The organism is Alteromonas sp. BZK5 (genome assembly GCF_014349115.1).
Lineage (GTDB): Bacteria > Pseudomonadota > Gammaproteobacteria > Enterobacterales > Alteromonadaceae > Alteromonas > Alteromonas macleodii.
This window is the reverse complement of sequence record NZ_JACSOE010000079.1, coordinates 1-16,772: the sequence shown is the minus strand read 5'-3', so window position 1 is coordinate 16,772 and position 16,772 is coordinate 1. Positions and strand designations below refer to the sequence as shown.

At 43.6% G+C, this 16,772-nt stretch carries 19 protein-coding genes and 1 tRNA gene; 14 read left to right on the top strand and 6 right to left on the bottom strand.

Translation table 11 applies throughout. From position 1 onward, the window contains the following. Positions 1–113: 113 nt before the first annotated feature. Positions 114–290: a hypothetical protein gene (locus tag BIZ39_RS17355; protein WP_156086002.1), complete on the bottom strand. Its 177-nt coding sequence runs from the start codon at positions 288–290 to the stop codon at positions 114–116. A 23-nt stretch (positions 291–313) separates the two neighbouring features. Then, complete coding sequence (locus BIZ39_RS17350) at positions 314–1,033, bottom strand: zeta toxin family protein (protein ID WP_168532582.1); 720 nt, start codon at positions 1,031–1,033, stop codon at positions 314–316. Positions 1,034–1,701: 668 nt separating this feature from the next. Between BIZ39_RS17350 and BIZ39_RS17345 the strand changes: the two genes are divergently transcribed. The 3 genes from BIZ39_RS17345 to BIZ39_RS17335 all read left to right on the top strand — a co-directional run bounded on the left by BIZ39_RS17345 (position 1,702) and on the right by BIZ39_RS17335 (position 3,318). Beyond that, positions 1,702–2,136: a hypothetical protein gene (locus BIZ39_RS17345; protein ID WP_168532578.1), complete on the top strand. Its 435-nt coding sequence runs from the start codon at positions 1,702–1,704 to the stop codon at positions 2,134–2,136. After that, positions 2,126–2,329, top strand: a complete 204-nt coding sequence (locus tag BIZ39_RS17340) for a hypothetical protein (protein WP_187447569.1) — start codon at positions 2,126–2,128, stop codon at positions 2,327–2,329. The genes BIZ39_RS17345 and BIZ39_RS17340 overlap by 11 nt, the downstream gene beginning before the upstream one ends. A gap of 68 nt (positions 2,330–2,397) precedes the next feature. Continuing rightward, on the top strand, positions 2,398–3,318 hold the full coding sequence (locus BIZ39_RS17335; protein WP_187447568.1) for a hypothetical protein: 921 nt from the start codon (positions 2,398–2,400) through the stop codon (positions 3,316–3,318). Positions 3,319–3,389: 71 nt separating this feature from the next. On the opposite strand, the gene BIZ39_RS17330 is transcribed toward BIZ39_RS17335, so the two are convergent. After that, a complete protein-coding gene (locus BIZ39_RS17330; protein ID WP_168532574.1) occupies positions 3,390–3,845 on the bottom strand; it encodes a hypothetical protein in 456 nt (151 codons plus the stop codon). Positions 3,846–3,921: 76 nt separating this feature from the next. Between BIZ39_RS17330 and BIZ39_RS17325 the strand changes: the two genes are divergently transcribed. After that, positions 3,922–4,194 (top strand): helix-turn-helix domain-containing protein, encoded by a 273-nt coding sequence (locus tag BIZ39_RS17325; protein ID WP_168532572.1) that lies wholly within the window; start codon positions 3,922–3,924, stop codon positions 4,192–4,194. 58 nt (positions 4,195–4,252) lie between these two features. Here BIZ39_RS17325 and BIZ39_RS17320 read toward each other — a convergent pair. Together BIZ39_RS17320 and BIZ39_RS17315 are read right to left on the bottom strand one after the other, a co-directional pair. After that, positions 4,253–4,329, bottom strand: a tRNA-Ile gene (locus tag BIZ39_RS17320). A 282-nt stretch (positions 4,330–4,611) separates the two neighbouring features. Continuing rightward, positions 4,612–7,365: a choice-of-anchor B family protein gene (locus BIZ39_RS17315; protein ID WP_187447567.1), complete on the bottom strand. Its 2,754-nt coding sequence runs from the start codon at positions 7,363–7,365 to the stop codon at positions 4,612–4,614. 84 nt (positions 7,366–7,449) lie between these two features. Between BIZ39_RS17315 and BIZ39_RS17310 the strand changes: the two genes are divergently transcribed. The 3 genes from BIZ39_RS17310 (at position 7,450) to BIZ39_RS17300 (ending at position 9,864) form a co-directional block, all read left to right on the top strand. Then, entirely contained in the window at positions 7,450–8,259 is an 810-nt protein-coding gene (locus BIZ39_RS17310; RefSeq protein WP_014948461.1) for an MbnP family copper-binding protein, read from the top strand. 71 nt (positions 8,260–8,330) lie between these two features. Then, on the top strand, positions 8,331–9,380 hold the full coding sequence (locus tag BIZ39_RS17305) for an MbnH family di-heme enzyme (RefSeq protein WP_168532614.1): 1,050 nt from the start codon (positions 8,331–8,333) through the stop codon (positions 9,378–9,380). Positions 9,381–9,534: 154 nt separating this feature from the next. Beyond that, positions 9,535–9,864, top strand: coding sequence for a hypothetical protein (locus BIZ39_RS17300; protein ID WP_014948463.1), 330 nt, complete (start codon positions 9,535–9,537; stop codon positions 9,862–9,864). Between the two features lie 48 nt (positions 9,865–9,912). Here the strand turns inward: BIZ39_RS17300 and BIZ39_RS17295 are convergent, their stop codons facing one another. Then, complete coding sequence (locus BIZ39_RS17295; protein ID WP_014975806.1) at positions 9,913–10,572, bottom strand: hypothetical protein; 660 nt, start codon at positions 10,570–10,572, stop codon at positions 9,913–9,915. Positions 10,573–10,884: 312 nt separating this feature from the next. Between BIZ39_RS17295 and BIZ39_RS17290 the strand changes: the two genes are divergently transcribed. The 7 genes from BIZ39_RS17290 to BIZ39_RS17260 all read left to right on the top strand — a co-directional run bounded on the left by BIZ39_RS17290 (position 10,885) and on the right by BIZ39_RS17260 (position 16,719). Beyond that, positions 10,885–11,211, top strand: coding sequence for a DUF3718 domain-containing protein (locus BIZ39_RS17290; RefSeq protein ID WP_014948465.1), 327 nt, complete (start codon positions 10,885–10,887; stop codon positions 11,209–11,211). 152 nt (positions 11,212–11,363) lie between these two features. Then, complete coding sequence (locus BIZ39_RS17285; RefSeq protein WP_168462623.1) at positions 11,364–12,125, top strand: LytR/AlgR family response regulator transcription factor; 762 nt, start codon at positions 11,364–11,366, stop codon at positions 12,123–12,125. Positions 12,126–12,263: 138 nt separating this feature from the next. Further along, entirely contained in the window at positions 12,264–12,665 is a 402-nt protein-coding gene (locus tag BIZ39_RS17280) for a CidA/LrgA family protein (RefSeq protein WP_131135954.1), read from the top strand. Beyond that, positions 12,662–13,372 carry an LrgB family protein gene (locus BIZ39_RS17275; RefSeq protein WP_014975808.1) on the top strand — a complete coding sequence of 237 codons (711 nt, stop codon included), beginning with the start codon at positions 12,662–12,664 and terminating at the stop codon, positions 13,370–13,372. Before BIZ39_RS17280 ends, BIZ39_RS17275 begins: the two co-directional genes overlap by 4 nt. 366 nt (positions 13,373–13,738) lie before the next feature. After that, positions 13,739–14,734 carry a response regulator gene (locus BIZ39_RS17270; protein ID WP_014975809.1) on the top strand — a complete coding sequence of 332 codons (996 nt, stop codon included), beginning with the start codon at positions 13,739–13,741 and terminating at the stop codon, positions 14,732–14,734. After that, entirely contained in the window at positions 14,734–15,246 is a 513-nt protein-coding gene (locus BIZ39_RS17265; protein WP_168462622.1) for a PAS domain-containing protein, read from the top strand. The genes BIZ39_RS17270 and BIZ39_RS17265 overlap by 1 nt, the downstream gene beginning before the upstream one ends. A 111-nt stretch (positions 15,247–15,357) precedes the next feature. After that, the gene (locus BIZ39_RS17260; protein ID WP_262385798.1) at positions 15,358–16,719 is read left to right on the top strand and encodes a PKD domain-containing protein; all 1,362 of its coding nucleotides are present in this window, start codon (positions 15,358–15,360) and stop codon (positions 16,717–16,719) included. The last annotated feature ends 53 nt before the right edge of the window (positions 16,720–16,772 follow it).

The following is a 16,772-nucleotide window of genomic DNA, read 5'->3' as shown; positions in this document are numbered from 1 at the left end:
AAAGCTTCAAGCTCTTTCTTATTCATGTTCATCTGCCTATCCTTAACTCTCTATAGAGTAAATTGAGATAGGCAGTTACACAAAATTAGTTACAGTCTCGACTCCCTCGAATATTAGCGAGTTTGTAGTAGCTCAGCCTGCTTCACAACTGAATTCTGAGATTCTACAGCTCTATCAATAACACGGCTGTATACCTTTTTCTTTTTAGACGAGTCGGCGTTGCGAACGAACTCAGACAGGCTGGAGTTGTACTTTGTTGTCTGGCCGTTTTTTAATCTGGCAAACATCATTATTCTCCCATTTTATTGCCCAATTAATGAGCGGGCAGCGATTGTATCAGGGTAGTAAGCGTCTCGCGAGTAAATTTATGCTTAACATGATTTTCTACAGCCTGAATGTTGGCGTGGTACATGCGAGTGCCCCCCTCGTTGTCCTTTAACAGTAGATCTATTTTTATCTGACCACCAAATTGTTGCTTTAGTTTCCGTACTACCGCTTGAGATTCTAAAAATTGCTCTACAAATATTTCAGGGTTAATCCGTCGACCTTCGACTCGCTCTCTAGATTGAACAAACTTCCATGCTAACTCTGGTGATTGGTAAACGAACAATACGAGAACTGCGCGACCTCGATCAATAGCCCGTTTAATGTTTTTCTCTGCTATAGCGTAATTTGATAGCGTTCCATCAAGTAAAAATGATTGCTTACGCTTAAACGCATTGTCCAGAGTTCGTTCTACAATAGAGGAGACAGCTCTTTGAAATAGGAATGAATTGTCTCCCGTATATTGTTCGAAATAGTGGCGCAATTCGTCGGGATCTAATCGAATAACATTAGTAGCCTCAACTTCTTGCAGAAACTCTCTGGAGGTTTCGGTTTTCCCCGCGCCAGGGGAGCCGGCCATAAAGACCGCTACAGGCTCATCTTCAGGAGGGAATCTTTTTCTGTTAGTTAGCTCGTTTGCAATGGCAGTACGGTTCTTCTTAGCAAACTTAATCGCTTCTTGTTCAATACGCTTTTCGTCTTCAGTCATCTTGAGGTTTGCAACCGATACCGCTGATATTTATATACGTACAGTAACGTTCAGTAATAGATAAATAAATAAAAACTAGAAGGTAACAAATAGTTGATTACTTAAAAACTAGGCAAAGGAACAGCGTTGACTTGTACATTAAGGTCATTTACTTAAACGTTTTGATGCAAATATTTCTGACTCCGTTTACCGTCGATACGAATCAAAGGCACGTAATAGATATGTAAGCATATTCCGCTATGGAAGAAGATGGGGCAGTTCAGAAGTGAATTACCTACGTCGATATTGACTAATAATACTGTTCTGCTCCAAGACATTGCCAAATACGTAGGTAAGAATATAGATGGTGGTAGCTAGATACTGATACAGACTATGAAGGTAATTGGGCTGAGTTTGTTACCACTATGGGCGGTGTAATGTTCAATCTGCACAATTAATTATTTCGCGGGTATTACCCACATTAGCAGCACAGAGCGAAAAGGTTGAGTTCGAGCTCGATACCGCTGCTTCTCTTGCTGAACAAACGGAGCAAGTGTTAGCGGCAACCTCAAAGGGGGGATTGTCACCTGACAGTGTGCAGCGAATAATTCAGATAATTGGGGCGCTTGGTGAAATCCGCCACCTTGAAGATATTGAGGACCGCTTAGCTGCTTTGGAGGGGAATGCCAATGCCTAAGATAAATATAGAAGAACGTTTCATCATCCCTACAAATCATATGAAAGAGTTTGCACCTCTCTTATACAGATATGCACCAGAGGACTGCTTTCGGCTGACTAAGTTTTATGATGATTGTGGTCAAATGTTTTGGCCACACGATAAGCATCTGCGCACAGTGCGTTGCCTATTTCTTCAAACAGGGCAGGGTGAGTTTAAGTTGGTAGTTGCAGAGGACATAGAAAAGTTATTCGATTACAGTGATAAGAATATCCCAGCTACTTGTATTCGCTGTGATGTACCTGCAAATGAACTTGCTAGTTTTATGGAACCAGATCTTGGGATTGCCAGTTTTATTGCTGTTCGGCATCCACATCACAACCAACGTGTTGAGACGCTATGTATGCTTGCTGATATTTACTTCCCGAGTAAAGATAATGCGGCATAGTGCTAGAACAAAAGTGCTGCAACGAATTGCAGCACTTGAAAATCAGCAGCATAAGGACGCAAACAAACCTTATGCTCTTTTTCCTGTTAGAGAGTCACTAGTGGACTGGGAGCTACTTGCTGCCCTTATGCAAGCTCACCTTAAAGCGAATGTTAAGACAGGTGAGCCTGTACTATATTTAAAGAACTGTTAGCATGCTCACAACAAACAGAACAAGGATTAGTTATGAAATGCACGTACAGTTTCGATATCAATGGAAATTTGAAGGTAGAAAAGCTGCTAAGCTGCAAAGTCGACGATTTAGTCTTTCAGTTTGTCATTGAAGAGCAGTTTTTAAAGCGTGTGATTGTGCAAATAACACTTACAAAAAAAGAACTAGATTCATTTACACTGTCAGACTCAGCATCAAAAACTATTCATTTAAATTATCCAAGATGGGTGCAAATCGAACCGATAATGCGCAGCATTGAGAGTTACTGGGGACTGTGGGGAGTTGACGGTATTGCAGTGGAAAGCCCTGAAATTGAGTTCTTCCCAGAGAATGAATTTGAGAAAAGCCTAATAACTGTCAACAAGTTCAAGCTTTCTTACTCCGAATTAGATACTGACAAACTTCCAGCAATTCCCCCTGATCTAGTAATGCGTCCCATCTTTGCATCAGTTCAAGAAAAAACGAACGATTTAAGGTTGTCCTTTTATCGTAGGGGACAACTAGACCTTAAGCATCGAGAGTTTATAGAAGCATTTTACGACTTTTACTTAATGTTAGAATCTTCATTTAGCGAAGGAAAAACGAAGAATCAACACGTTGAAAAGAAGTTTAAAGAATCTGCACTATTAATAAATGCTTCAAACGAAACCCTTTTCAAAAAAGGTTATTCGAAGACTTTGCCAACCGAGCTGCAAACGCAATTTGAAAATGAGTTTGCCCATCTAACTTTTGAAGAGTATGTCCATCACATTGTTAAGCTTCGAGGCTTTTTACACCATCATAATATAAAGAGAAGAGAAAACTGGAGTCCTGTTGAACAAGTGAAATATCGCTTGGATGCCATTGTTTTGGCGGATATATGTAATCGTATTGCTATGGATATTTTGTGGGACGCACTTGAAAGAAATGATACCAAAGCAATATATGAAGAGCTGGTTGAGAGTTATCTGAATACGACTGGCAAGCATTAAATCTTGCAATGCTTCATGACTAGCGTTGTCCTTTAAAAATAAGGGATAACGCTAGCACTGATAATGCGTGATTATCTACTTGGTATGCAAACTTCTGCCCACGTATCCGCAATATTTTTATCCTGTTCTTCCAAGAACGTAGTTTTACCATTTGAAATAAAACGCTGAAAACCGGAAAACGCTCCAAAGCTATTCTTGGAGTTCACCAATCCACAGGCGACAGCGCCACCGCTTTCTGTTTCATTGAATCTTACATCTTTAAATTTGGCAGATTCTGGATCTTTCAGCAGACCTAAAACTGCTCTTTTGGCAATAACAATAGTTTCACTTTCAAATGATGCTTGGGCTCTCATTTTTGCTTCTTCCTGAATTCGAACTGTTTCAGAAGCGGATAGTTTTGTTGAACTTGATTCAGCCTTCTTTGGAAGGTCGCCTTGTCCAGCGAGATAAAATACGTATGCAAGTACAGCGAGTAATAAAAGAGTTAAAACAGATTTTCTTTTTGAGGTTTTTGTTTTTGATTTCATAGAAGAGCCTTTTGATTTCCTTTTCTGTAGCCTATAGGCCGTGGGCTATAGGCTACATTAGAGCAAACCTCGCCATATGGCAAACACAGAAACAAGAGATGTCGTCTTGGTGTGTGGTGAGGTGATAAGAGGTTACCGAAAAAAGATAGATGTTTCACAAGAAGAACTAGCCTATAGAGCTAATCTGGATAGAACTTTTGTTTCTAGGGTAGAGTGTGGGCTTCGCCTGCCCACAATTAAGAGCTTGATACAACTAGGGCAAGCTTTGAAAATTTCTGCTAGTGAGCTTGTCAGTAAAATCGAAGAAAAAAATAATACTGGTCTTAGTTGGGCTGGGCGCTCTCTATAAACCTTGATCCACCCCCCAAAAAAAGCCCTCAAACTGTGTAGCTTGAGGGCTTATTTTATGGTGGCCCAACCCTGACTTGAACAGGGGACCTGCCGATTATGAGTCGGATGCTCTAACCAACTGAGCTATTGGGCCGAAAACTTTTTATTTTACTTACAACAGGCTTACACGATTTCGGATTTGTTTTTTACTCTCTAGCAACCTATTGTATTTAATCTGTTTTATCTCTTTCTAAATGACCAGCGCAACTTATTATGAGTCGGATGCTCTAACCAACTGAGCTATGGGGCCATTTTGAGATGTGCTGTGCAGTTTTTTATTGCAAATTGCTATGCATAACAACCACAAGCGAGCGCAAGTATAAGCAGTTTTATTTGCCTTGTCACGCCTCGCTGGTGGCTTTGTGATTTGTTTGCTTTATTTTTGTTCACTAAGCTGTAGTTTATGTGCCTTGTCTGGCATTTTAACACGGCGCCATCCAAACGCTAACAACAAGCCTAACATGCTAAACAGAGTCGTAGAACCGCCTCCACCAGAGCTATTTGAATTAGTATCCGTTGGCAAGCTCACTACACTTTCGTTTACGGTAACAGTAACGGTGTCGCTGGCGCTAACTCCAAACTCATCGGTTGCAGTTAACGAAAAAGTTAAATTGCTTTGAGATGATGGGGCGGTAAAAGACATGGTTAATGTATCTGCATTTCTGATGGTAACCGTGTCGCCGGCGGTTTGCGTCCATTCTACGCTTGTTAACGCGCCTTCGGGGTCTTGGGCGCTTCCCGTTAATTCAACGCTGGCTCTTACATCGGTTTCAACATCTGTTCCTGCGTTTACCACAGGGGCTTGATTGCTCTCATCGTCTTTTATCGTAATCAGCGTTTCTACCACACCACCTAGAAGATTTGTGTCTTGTGCAGCAAGTACTAAACGAAATCGTTCGTTGTCTTCTTCGGTAGTATCGTTAATAAGCGCTATATTTATAGTCTTCGAACTGGTATCGCCGTCGCTCCAAGTTAGCGTGCCGCTTTGGCTGACAAAGTCTTCATCGCTCACTGCTGTGCCGCTTTCCAGTGAATAGTTCACACTTACTTCGCCTTCACTTCCGCCTTGGCGAACAATGTTTAACGCAAGTTCAGAGTCAGTCTCTAAAATAGTGCGTTCGCCAGTGCTTAATTCAATTTTTCCTTGCTGTGCAGTACCGTTAATAGTGACTTGAGCATAGCCGCTACCAGAGGTGATGCCTCCTCCTTGTGGGTTAAATAATCTGACGAAAAATACTTCATTGCTTTCAGTATTTTCATTAGCACCGATGCTTAACGTGATATTTTTAGCTTGTGATTCATCCGCACCCCAACTGAGTTCTCCAGACGCTAACATTACATCGCTGCTGGTGGCTGAACCCGCTATTACTTCATACGCAACTGTCATAGCCTCGGTACCTGTCTTATTAACAGGAAGGCTTAAGGTTGTATCAGCATCCGTTTCATAATTAGCCTGAGAGAAGGCCGCAACTGTTGTTGCGCTTAACGTATTGTCTTTTAATACAAACAAACCGCGCTGAATATCACTAACCAAAATATTACCGCTAGGTAGAAACGGGTATACGCCCCACGCACCATTAAAGTTGGTGCTGTTAAAAGCAGGGTAGGTGTCGAAAAAGCCAGCTTCTACAGGCGCGGTAGGATCTGAAATGTCTAGTACCGTTAAGCCACGCTCATAGTTAGACATATAGTAGCGGTTACCTCTTACGTAGCCGTTGTGATCGATAGTGCCGTTGTCACTGGTCCAAATGCTGGCAAGCACAGGTGTTGTGAGTGATGAAATATCAAAAATCATAACCCGGGTATTTAAGCTGAAGTTTCGCTCGTCCAACTCATCGTGAACAAAGGCATATTGCTTGTCTTCACTAAACCAACCGCTATGGGTGTAGGCAACCTCGTTATAACTAATACTACTTAGTTCAGAGGTACTATTTGTGTTCGTGTGATCCCAAAGGCGCATTGCATCTTCATTGAAGTCAAGCATAACCGTACATCCATCAGCCGTAGCATTCACACAGTCAGTTTGCGCTCTTGCGTCGGTAACGCGCATAGATGACGCATCATGCGTATAGTCGGCACGTGTAAGACCGCTAGGTATGTAAGACGCGGTTGGTGTTTGAGGTGAGGTTAGCGTATATGAACGAAAGGCTCCGCCGTTACTATCCTGACCAACCAAATGTAGCTGAGGCGCAGCGTCATTTAACGGTGTGTTTAGCGTGTAATCTACGTTTGAGATGTAGATATTGTGTGCACGGTTATCGTCGTTAATCCGCTTCGTTAAGCTAATACCATTAGGGAGGTCGTTAAGGTCAATGATGGTAAAACCTTCTGTTACGCTGTCGGCGCTGGCATAGGCGTACGCTTTAAAACGCCCCGCAGCGCTATCGAAATACTGATAGACCTTAATGTCGCGCCATGTCGTACTTTGACCGGTAATTTCACCCACTACTACCGGCGCTGTTGGCTCGGTTACATCTACAACGGCAATGCTGGCCTGCATGCCAACAATGGCATATTCTCTACGGTTGTTTAAATCGACGTGCCCCCAAATATCGTTGGTACTATTTGATACCGACGACAACACGTTAACAGGTACGTTAGAGAGTAGTTCGATATTGCTGCATGGGAAGTCGGCAGCCGTTCCATCTGTGCAAGCTTCATTTGCACTGACTTCGGAACTAAGAACCATGTGCGATGATGCCTGTGTTTGAAGGGAAGACGCGGCTTTTCCGTCAGTTATACTGTCGAACCCTTTTTCATAAAGGGCTTCTGATAAATAGATAGGCACATTAACTAGTGTAGTTTTGTGCAAAGCAGGCTTCTGTGCCTGGTAATGATCTTCACGAGAAAAGCCTCCTAATACTGGTAAAAGACTGTCGTTTAGAACTTGTGCATGCTGAGCGTTGTCGAAATAATATTGGCCTTCAGCAACGAGAATTTTGTCGCCTTTATTGGCCTGTCGCGCGGCATAGCTCAACGTTTTACAGGGCCTGAAACGGTTGTCACACTTGCCCGCGTCCACGCCGTCTTCGGCAACAAAACGCGCTTTGTCATGGTCTGTGTGTGCTTGTGCACCTTGACTCACAAATGCTAAAAGCAGCACTATTAGTGTTAATGGGAATGCATTCATCTTGTCGTCCGCACAAGTGTGTAATTAGAAAAAGGTAGTTTGTATAAAAAAACTACCAGATATCCAAAGGAAGTACATACGTAAATGAAAATGCCTTTTCGCATGAGTGTCATGCCTTCGTTACTCTTTGCGGCGCTAGTGTCGTTAACCGGCTGTGATGTCATTAACCTCAAAGGAAGAGAGCCTGGTGAAATCCCGTTTAAGTTGGTGGGAGTCGATACGGGGGCATGTCCAATGATCATGAGTATTGGACAACAGCGATGGAATATAGATTACTTCGGTTTTTACCTTAGTAAGCCAGAAGTGCGCATTGATGGTAAGTGGCAGCGGGTTAAGTTTAAACAAACCCAATGGCAGACGCCGAATATAGCATTGCTAAAGTTTCACAATAAGTGCAACAACCCTGATGATGCCAATAGCAAAATTGTATTAGATGTATCGGAAGAGCTTTTAAAGCTGTCCACAAACTTGCGCTTCACTATGGGTCTTCCCTTCGACGATAATCACGCTAACCCGCTTACACAGCCTTCGCCATTGAATGACAGTACAATGTTTTGGAGCTGGCAAAACGGTCATAAGTTTTTGCGACTGGATGTGTCTAAAGGCTCAGAGGAAACACGCAAATGGTCTTATCATTTAGGTAGCGTGGGTTGCGATTCTGAATCAGCAGTCAGGCCACCTGAAAAATCGTGTGCTTTCACAAACCGGGTGGAGTTTATTCTGCCGATGACCCAGCTTGATACTGATTTAGATTTGGAAGTATCGGTGTCTAACATTGTCGCGCAAGTTGATATAAACGAAGCGCCAAGTTGTATGTTCGAGTCTCCTGAAACTGAGCCCTGTAAAAAGCTTATTCAGAATTTAGTGCACAGGCCTTGGATTAAGTGGCAGTAGCGGCACTTTTAATTTGCACTAGAAGGCGAGCTCTGCTCGCTTTCAAGGCGGCAATTATCGCGCTTGTTGTAATGATTTTAGGCGCGTGCAGTAAATCGCCCACGCCTTACACTTGGAATTTGCCTCACAATATTCCACCGCCTCCCGTTCCCGCAGACAATCCTGTGACCGAAGAAAGCGTAATTTTGGGAGAGAAGCTTTTCTTTGATAAGGGCTTAAGTGCTAACAACACGGTTTCATGCAGCAGCTGCCATGAACCAGAGCATGCTTTCTCTGAACCTAAGGCGGTTTCAGTAGGCGCGAACGGAGACGCGCTAAACCGTAACGTATTAGCGCTAGTAAACGTGGCTTATAATGCATCCTTCACTTGGGCGCATAACAATTTAGAAAGTATAGAAAAGCAGCTGATGATCCCGCTTTTTAATGAACATCCTGTGGAAATGGGCGTTACGGGAAATGAAAAGCGTATATTAAAGCGCTTTGAGGGCAGCGAATATCGAGCGCTTTTTGAAGCGGCTTATGGTGATGATACACCCAATTTAAATAGTATCGTAAAGGCGCTTGCTAGCTACGTGAGAAGTTTAGTGTCGTTTAATAGTGCTTTTGATAACTACGCTTACGCTCAAGATGACGATGCACTAACCGCCCAGCAGCTTGAAGGTTTGAATCTGTTTTTTTCAGAACGCACTGAGTGCTTTCACTGCCACGGAGGTCTGAACTTCACTCAATCGTCGAAGCATAGTTTTCAACCTTTTGCGGCTCAGCCTTTCCACAACACTGGCCTGTATAACGAAGATGGGAAGGGCAGTTATCCGGAATCGGACATGGGACTTTACAGCGTTACCCACAATAAACAAGACATGGGGAAGTTTAGAGCACCTACTTTGCGCAATATAGCCCTTACTGCACCCTACATGCATGATGGCAGTATTGCCACCCTTGATGAAGTCATTGAGTTTTATGCTCGTGGGGGAAATCTGGCTGAAAGCCCTAACCCTTACCGCAGTCCGTTCATAAAAGGCTTTGCGATTTCTGAAGATGAAAAGGCGGCGTTGGTTGCATTTTTGCGCAGTTTAACCGACGAGCAATTTGTAAAAACACACACTACACGCAAAAATTAGCGATTTATTGCTCATTTTGTGTAATTTATGTTTATACTTTGCACACATATATCAACCAAATGCTTATGTGCTGATTGTTAACATCGTGATAAACTCAATCACTTACATTCTTTGTTAATAACTATAAAGCAGGTGAGCGGTCGCGGAGATGAGAATGACTGAAAAACCCTTCATTACAAGTGGTCGAAATACCATCATTCATAAAATAAGAAAATTAGATCTATTGGTGATCAATGGTGATGAACATCCGCCAATTCTTGTTACTTATAAAGGTATTAAGCAGTACGAAGGCAAAGTGCCTGAAAACAAGCGCGATGCCAAGATGATGGACATGGAACTAGTAGATGTAACTACTAGCGATGTGTTTGGCGACGAAAAAACATTATTGTTCGTACAAACCCTAAATGGGAAAGAGTATAAAATCGATTACTCTAAAATTGGGACGAGCATGTTTATTAAGATTCACCAAGACAGTATTTTCTAAAACTCACCTTACCCCATATTGGGGTAGATGTGTTTTTAATTAATGGGGTTAGGCAATCTGGCCCCAGTTATCTGCCTTGAGTGAATTGAACCCTCCAATTACCCTTCCTTTTCCTTTAAGCTGTACGTAACGCTTTTTGAAAATGTTAAACCGGCAGATGTCCACTGGCGTGACTTCCGATGCATTTACTCCACTTACAACACCTGCAGTCTCCAACCCCTCAGCAATTAACTCTGAACAGAACCAGCTATTAAAGTCTTCTTGATTGTAGCTTATGCTGCCGAACAGGGGATGTTCATCAATCGCGTCCACTGCTGAGCCGAATAGCTGTAGCACGTCGTAAGGTTTCCCGTCTTGTTCAAACATGAAGTTAAAGAAGTCTCGCTTATTTTGCTCAAAGATACTTCTTGACGCGCTAGACAAGGGCAGCCACCAAATATCACCGTCATAAGATGCTACACGCTCGCTTAGTCTATTGGTCATTACCCCTCGCTTTCCTTTATACGATGTAGCTTCCATGACTTGATTAAAATATCGATTAGAATCTTCATCGCGCATCTTCGTTTGCATAACTATTGCCACATGCGTTACCGCAGAGCGTGTAGTGAGTTTGGTCCAACGAGAAAATAGGCTATTGCCACCAAATGCGATGATGTCACCAGGCTGCATATGCTCTCTAATAAGGTGGTACTGTTGCTGCTCTAACATGGCTCTTCCTTGAATACGTGTTAAGAAATTAGATTATTGTCTGCACCGCTAGGCGGGCAAGAGTATTTGCTTATGATTTTCCACTTTGCAATGTATGCATTTATAAGAATGTTGCAAAGTGTGTGTTAAGTACGACTAATAACAGTTTAGACCGATTATTAAACCTTAGCTTTTGTGTACTTGTCGCAACGTCTCAAATAGCGGTGCTTTAACGTTTTTATAGCGTGAATTTTACAAAGTTTCACTAATTTAATGGTGCGGGGACAAAAGAGGTAGTCACCGCGTTGCCGAATATTATCAGAGGAACTTGTTATGTTTATGTCACGCCGTGTTACCCAACTTGCTTTACTAGGAATAACCTTGTCGCTTACTGCAACAGTAGCGAATGCCGCCCCGTATCCCAAGCATGTAGAAAAAAACTTAATTGCAGTGTGTGAAGCGGTAAAAAGCGATAGCCGTTTGCGATTGCATCGCGCCGTGAAAGCGACGGGTTTTAAAATGCGATATATCCATGAAGGATTAGTGTGCAACGGGCAAGACATGCTTACTTTTGCACTTACTCATAATGCATCTAAAAACGCACAACTGATTGCTCGTCGCATTAATGCTAGCCCTAGTGTACTAACAGCAAAACGCTAATGAAGAGTTTTCTACCCTGGCGATTGGGCTATGCAGCTTATAGCCCCTTTTTCGCTTATTTTTACTTTTCGCTGTCTACATCCCATCACTTATTAAGACTGGGATAGATAACACTGACAGCTATTACTGCTTGCACTTGCAAGGGATCGCAGATGATCGCACTGGTTTTTTTACACTCTGTTTCTATGCAAAACTCACTTTGCGAAATGCTAGAAAAGCTAAACGTATTCAGTCACGTTTATGGCGCGCAATCTGTAGGCCATTGTCTTGCCTTAGCAGAGAAATATCCTCAGTCCATCGGTTTCTATTCAGTCTCTCAGTCAAGTCGAAACCTTGCATCACGGTATTGGCTTGCAGTAGGAAATAAAGACGAAGAAGCGCTGTTAGCCTTTTCTCATAACGCGTCAGGATTTGTTAAATCACCACTTGAAGAACCCCAAGTATTAAACGCTATAGAGCATGTCAAAACCAAGTACCATTTTTATGAACGGGACTTTCAATTCAATATGCTGGTAAAGGGACTTTGTGAACAATATGGGGTGTCTGAACCTGCGCTTCTAGCTACATTGCGCCAGCAATTGAACAAAAGTGTTCAGCCAAATGTTGTAGGGATACGCGCTGAAAACGGGTGGTGTTGCTTAAATCCAGCAGAGATTAAATGGATTGAAGCTGCAGGTGACTACATGTGTGTTCAAACGCTCTCAGAAAGCTACGTTGTCCGCACAACCTTGTGTGAATTACTTAAGCGTTTGGGAGAGCAGAATTTTAAACGCTGTAACCGCTCTGTGGCGGTCAACGCAAAACATATCGCGCACCTGGAACAAAAACTCAATCAGCAGCGAGTTGTCATGCAAGGTGGCGAAGCGTTCAAGATTACTCACAAGTATTACTATCAGTTTTGGCTGACAGACTGAACGTCAAAGCGCATTTCAGTGCAACATTCTACTATACGACCATGGTACTGCTGGTGGTCTAACTCGCTTATCGTTACACTTACTCACTGAATTTTGGGAATAAGTACTAGGACCTGCAAGGCCTAATAAGGAGCGATAGTGCGAGATGTAAGAAACATGATAGTGGGCGCAGTTTTAGTGTTTGCTGCTTATTATCTTGGGCTTGTTGTCGTTAATGTGAGCGCCCTTCCTATACCAGGGCCATTAATGGGCTTATTCTTTTTACTCGCGATGCTTTTTCTTTTTCCTCAGCTTGAGGTTCACACGGCGCGCTTTGTTACTTTTCCTTTGAAGCATATGTCCTTACTGTTTATTCCAGCCGTACTTGGCGTATCTATTTATTGGGCTGACATTCAGTCCAATGCACTTGCCATTGCTATCGCGATTATTGTAACGACGTCGATAAGTTTAGGAATAACCGCTTGGTTTTCGCAGCAATTGTTTAATAGCAAAAGCGGCAGCGGCTCAGATGTGGCAAGCAAGGGTGGAAAGCAAGAATGAAGGAGGCTCTACATCAAGCATTTAGCTTAACGGGGTTATTGTGGCTTAGCGTTTCAATAATTGGCTACATTATTGCTCTTTGGGTGAACAAAAAATGCAAAGGTCACCCGCTAGCGCATCCCATTGTCGTTACCGCGCTGATTGTGTCAGCTGGCCTTTATTTAACTGAAACAGGGGTTACTGAGTATCAACAGGCGGCTTCTTTGTTGCATTGGTTGCTAGGGCCTATCACTGTGGCATTAGCACTACCCATTTACAGACAATGGCAAAAGCTAAGGCACTACGGCTGGCGGTTAATGGCGAGTATTGCTTTTGGTGGCATACTCGCGCCTTTCACCGCGTGGCTTACGTTGTTTGCACTAGATGCACCGCGTGCAATACAAATTACCATGTTAGCTAAATCAATCACCACGCCCCTTGCTATGGAGTCGAGTGCGCAGGTTGGCGGCATTCCCGCATTGGCTGCCGTTTTTGTCATTGTGACGGGTGTAGTTGGAGCCATTGTGGCTACTGGTGTGTTTGCGGTCCTCAATGTACAAAATCGTCAGGCGCAAGGTATTGCTATGGGCACGGTGGCCCACGCAATTGGTACAGCCAAAGCTATTCAAATGGGGGAAGACGTGGCGGCGATGGCGACTCTGGGCCTTTGTGTAAATGGTATATTTACTGCGTTGGCACTACCTGTCATTTTTGGTTTCTTTGTTTGATAGCTTTTCTCGTATCTTGGCGTTCTATCTATTTGTTGTGATTTAGTCTGACCAGACCTGCAATCACCCGCCTTGACTAAAAGGTGCACAAGCTGCTGTAAAAACGCGTAGCAAAGAATCAACGCGCCGTGATGTTTGTGAGTAAAAACGTGCTGGCAATATTCCCCAAAAGTGCTATTTCTTAGTGAGGTGTTTCGTATCACTATATGCTCGGTATCTATTCAAACAAAAAGTAACCGGGTTACTGCGAAGTGTAAGTTAACTCAAATCGTTACTTCAGTTCACAGTAGATGTGCCGATACAATTGAAATTGCTAGAAAATACCGGCGGTAGCTGGTTTCAAAAGCTAGGTGGTAAAAGAACTTAATGTTTTCTGTACTCGTATGTGACGACTCGTTAGTTGCGCGCAAGCAAGTGGCTAAATGCCTTCCTCAAGATTGGGAAGTGGCCGTACATTTTGCGAAGAATGGTCAAGATGCTCTATCGGCTCTCGCTGAAGGAAAGGGCGATCTTCTATTGCTCGACCTCAATATGCCCGTTTTAGATGGGTACGGCACATTAGAAGCAATTCAGAAACAAGGCCTTAAAACCAAAGTTATTGTTGTGTCTGGTGATATTCAGCCTGAAGCTCATGAAAGAGTGACATCGCTTGGCGCTTTGGACTTTATTCGAAAGCCGGTGGATCCTAAGAAGCTGGCCGAGGTACTAGATAAATTCAACATTCTTCATGTTGAAGAGGAAGAGCCGGAAGAAGTTTCACCGCTAGACCCTGAAATCCGCGATTGTTACCAGGAAATCACTAACATAGCCATGGGGCAAGCGGGGGATCATTTAGCCCGCACCATGAACGTGTTTGTTGAACTGCCTATTCCCAACGTTAATTTAATTGAAGTGTCTGAACTTCACATGATGCTTTCTGATATTGAGAGCCATGAGCAAGTTACTGCGGTATGCCAAGGCTTCTTAGGGCCAGGTGTTAGTGGTGAGGCGTTGTGTATTTTGAGCGACTCAAGCTTTGACGACGTGGCTAAAATACTCAATGTAGAAGGCGAAGTTGATGATCAGCTTCAGTTAGAGCTGCTTATGGATGCTGCGAGTATTTTGATTGGAACCTGTTTAACAGGGCTGGCCCATCAAATGGACATTAACTTCAGCCAAGGTCATCCCATTGTACTTGGTCAACATCGTGCCATCACTGAAATTATCAGCATGAACCAAATAAAGTGGAAGCGAACGTTGGCGATTGAGCTTAGCTATGGCTTGGAAGGCTACAATGTTCAGTGTGATTTGATTTTGTTGTTCACGGAAGAGTCTATGAAAATGATGAATTCTAAACTCGCCCACTTGTTGGAGGATTTTTAATGAGCCAGCATTTAGATGAGTTACAAGAATTTCACTGGATGATGGACATGCTTCAAACGGTAGACGTTGGCATTGTCGTACTAGACTGTAACTTCACAGTGCAAGTGTGGAACGGTTTTATGGAAAGTCACAGTGGGCTTTTGCCGAGTGAAGTAAGAGACAAAACGTTATTTTCGTTATTTCCCGCAATCAAACAAGACTGGTTTATTAAGAAAGCTAAGCCCGTTTTCGACCTAAAAACCCGTGCCTTTATGACATGGGAACAACGCCCTTATTTGTTCAAGTTTCCAAACTACCGGCCGATTACAGGTAGTGAGTCATTCATGTACCAAAACATTACACTTTCTCCTCTTACTTCTGCGACGGGTAAGGTGGATTTTATCAGTATGATGATTTACGACATGACTGATGTAGCGGTAGGTAAAAAGCAGCTAGAAGCGCTACAAGTAACAGTGTCTGAAGCGCAAGAAGCAAGCTCACAATCAGATAGAGCAAAGAAAACCTTCTTATAACCGCTACGTGTAATCCGTGAGAGTATATTGTTTATCTTGCGGTTCTATCTACATCAAGTTTTTACTCGCACTGAGCATAGAACAGCGGCACAGAGTGCGATGGGAGTACGTATGCAATCAAGTTCGTCTTCATTTTCAAGCTACCTTCCTCGCACCGTAATACGCGGGCTTGCAGTTATTGGTGGTGCTTTCATTCTAGCAGCCTGCGGTGGTGGCGGAGGCGGAGATGGTGACTCTAGTGGTGGGGGATCAGGCAATGGCAACTTAGTTGTTAATGCAGGCGCTAACGCTACTGTAACGGAAGGCGTGACCTATTCACTAAGTGCACAAGTGAGTGGTGGTGATGGCACGTACACGTACAACTGGAGCGCGTCTCCATCGCTGACCATTACACATGAAGACACCAGCGCTTCTGCAGCGAGCTTCGTCGCGCCGTTAGTTAATAGCGCCACTGAATACACGCTTACCGTCTCGGTAAACGATCAAAGCGGTAATACCGCTAGTGACTTCACGGTAATTACTGTTGCGCCGGTAAACATAGCGCCGGAAGCAAGTATTGATGTGCCTGCGTGGGAAGGTCTGCCAGCGAATACTTTCCCAGGCGGCGTTGAAATTATTTTTGATGGCACGGGAAGCAGCGATACTGACTCATCTACGTCTGATGGCGAAATTGCCGATTATGTTTGGTCTCAAACCAGCGGCACTAACGTCATTACGGGGGTGGAAACGAACCTTTCTACCTTAACAATTACTACGCCTATCGCTAACGAGTCTCAGGAACTCACTTTTCAACTTGAAGTAACTGATAGCGAAGGTGCAACAGACGTAGACACAGTGACAATCTCAGTGCAGTCTGAAACCGAGACACTGCCTGTGGTTGATGCAGGCTTCTCGCAAGGCGTTTTCAGTGGTGAGGTGGTTATTTTGGATGGTGAAGCAAGCACCAGTATTCCCAGTGCACTACCGCTTACTTATTCTTGGGAGCGCAGTAACAACGTTACATCTAACAAAGGGGCAAACACCGGAGTGGCAGCTCGCCCGGTAGATGACAACGATGCACTATCTACGTTTGCTATTGCCCCTTCCGTATCCACCGCGACTGTGGTGGCCTATACACTTACTGTAACAGACGCTAACAACAACAGTGTTGAAGACACCATTAACGTTAGAATACGCCCCATGCCGACGCCGCTATTGAACGACACGGGGTTTTTGCAGCAAGCCACCAATAATGCGTTAACAGAGGCGCAGCAAAATGATTTTCCTGGCCAAGACGGACAACGCGGAGCTGATATTATTGAACAGAATGGCTTAATTGAAAAAGCTGGGCGTGGTAAAGCCGGCTTCGACTTTACCCGTTTAAATGCCAATGGCGACGAACAAGACGCCAGCGCAGATACGTGGTCGTGCGTTCGTGACAATGTCACCGGATTAATGGTATGGACCCTCTCCTCCCATAAAGGCTTCAAATGAGCCAAGATAGGGTTGTTCAAATCACTATCAAGAAGGAGAAGGTCACATGAGTA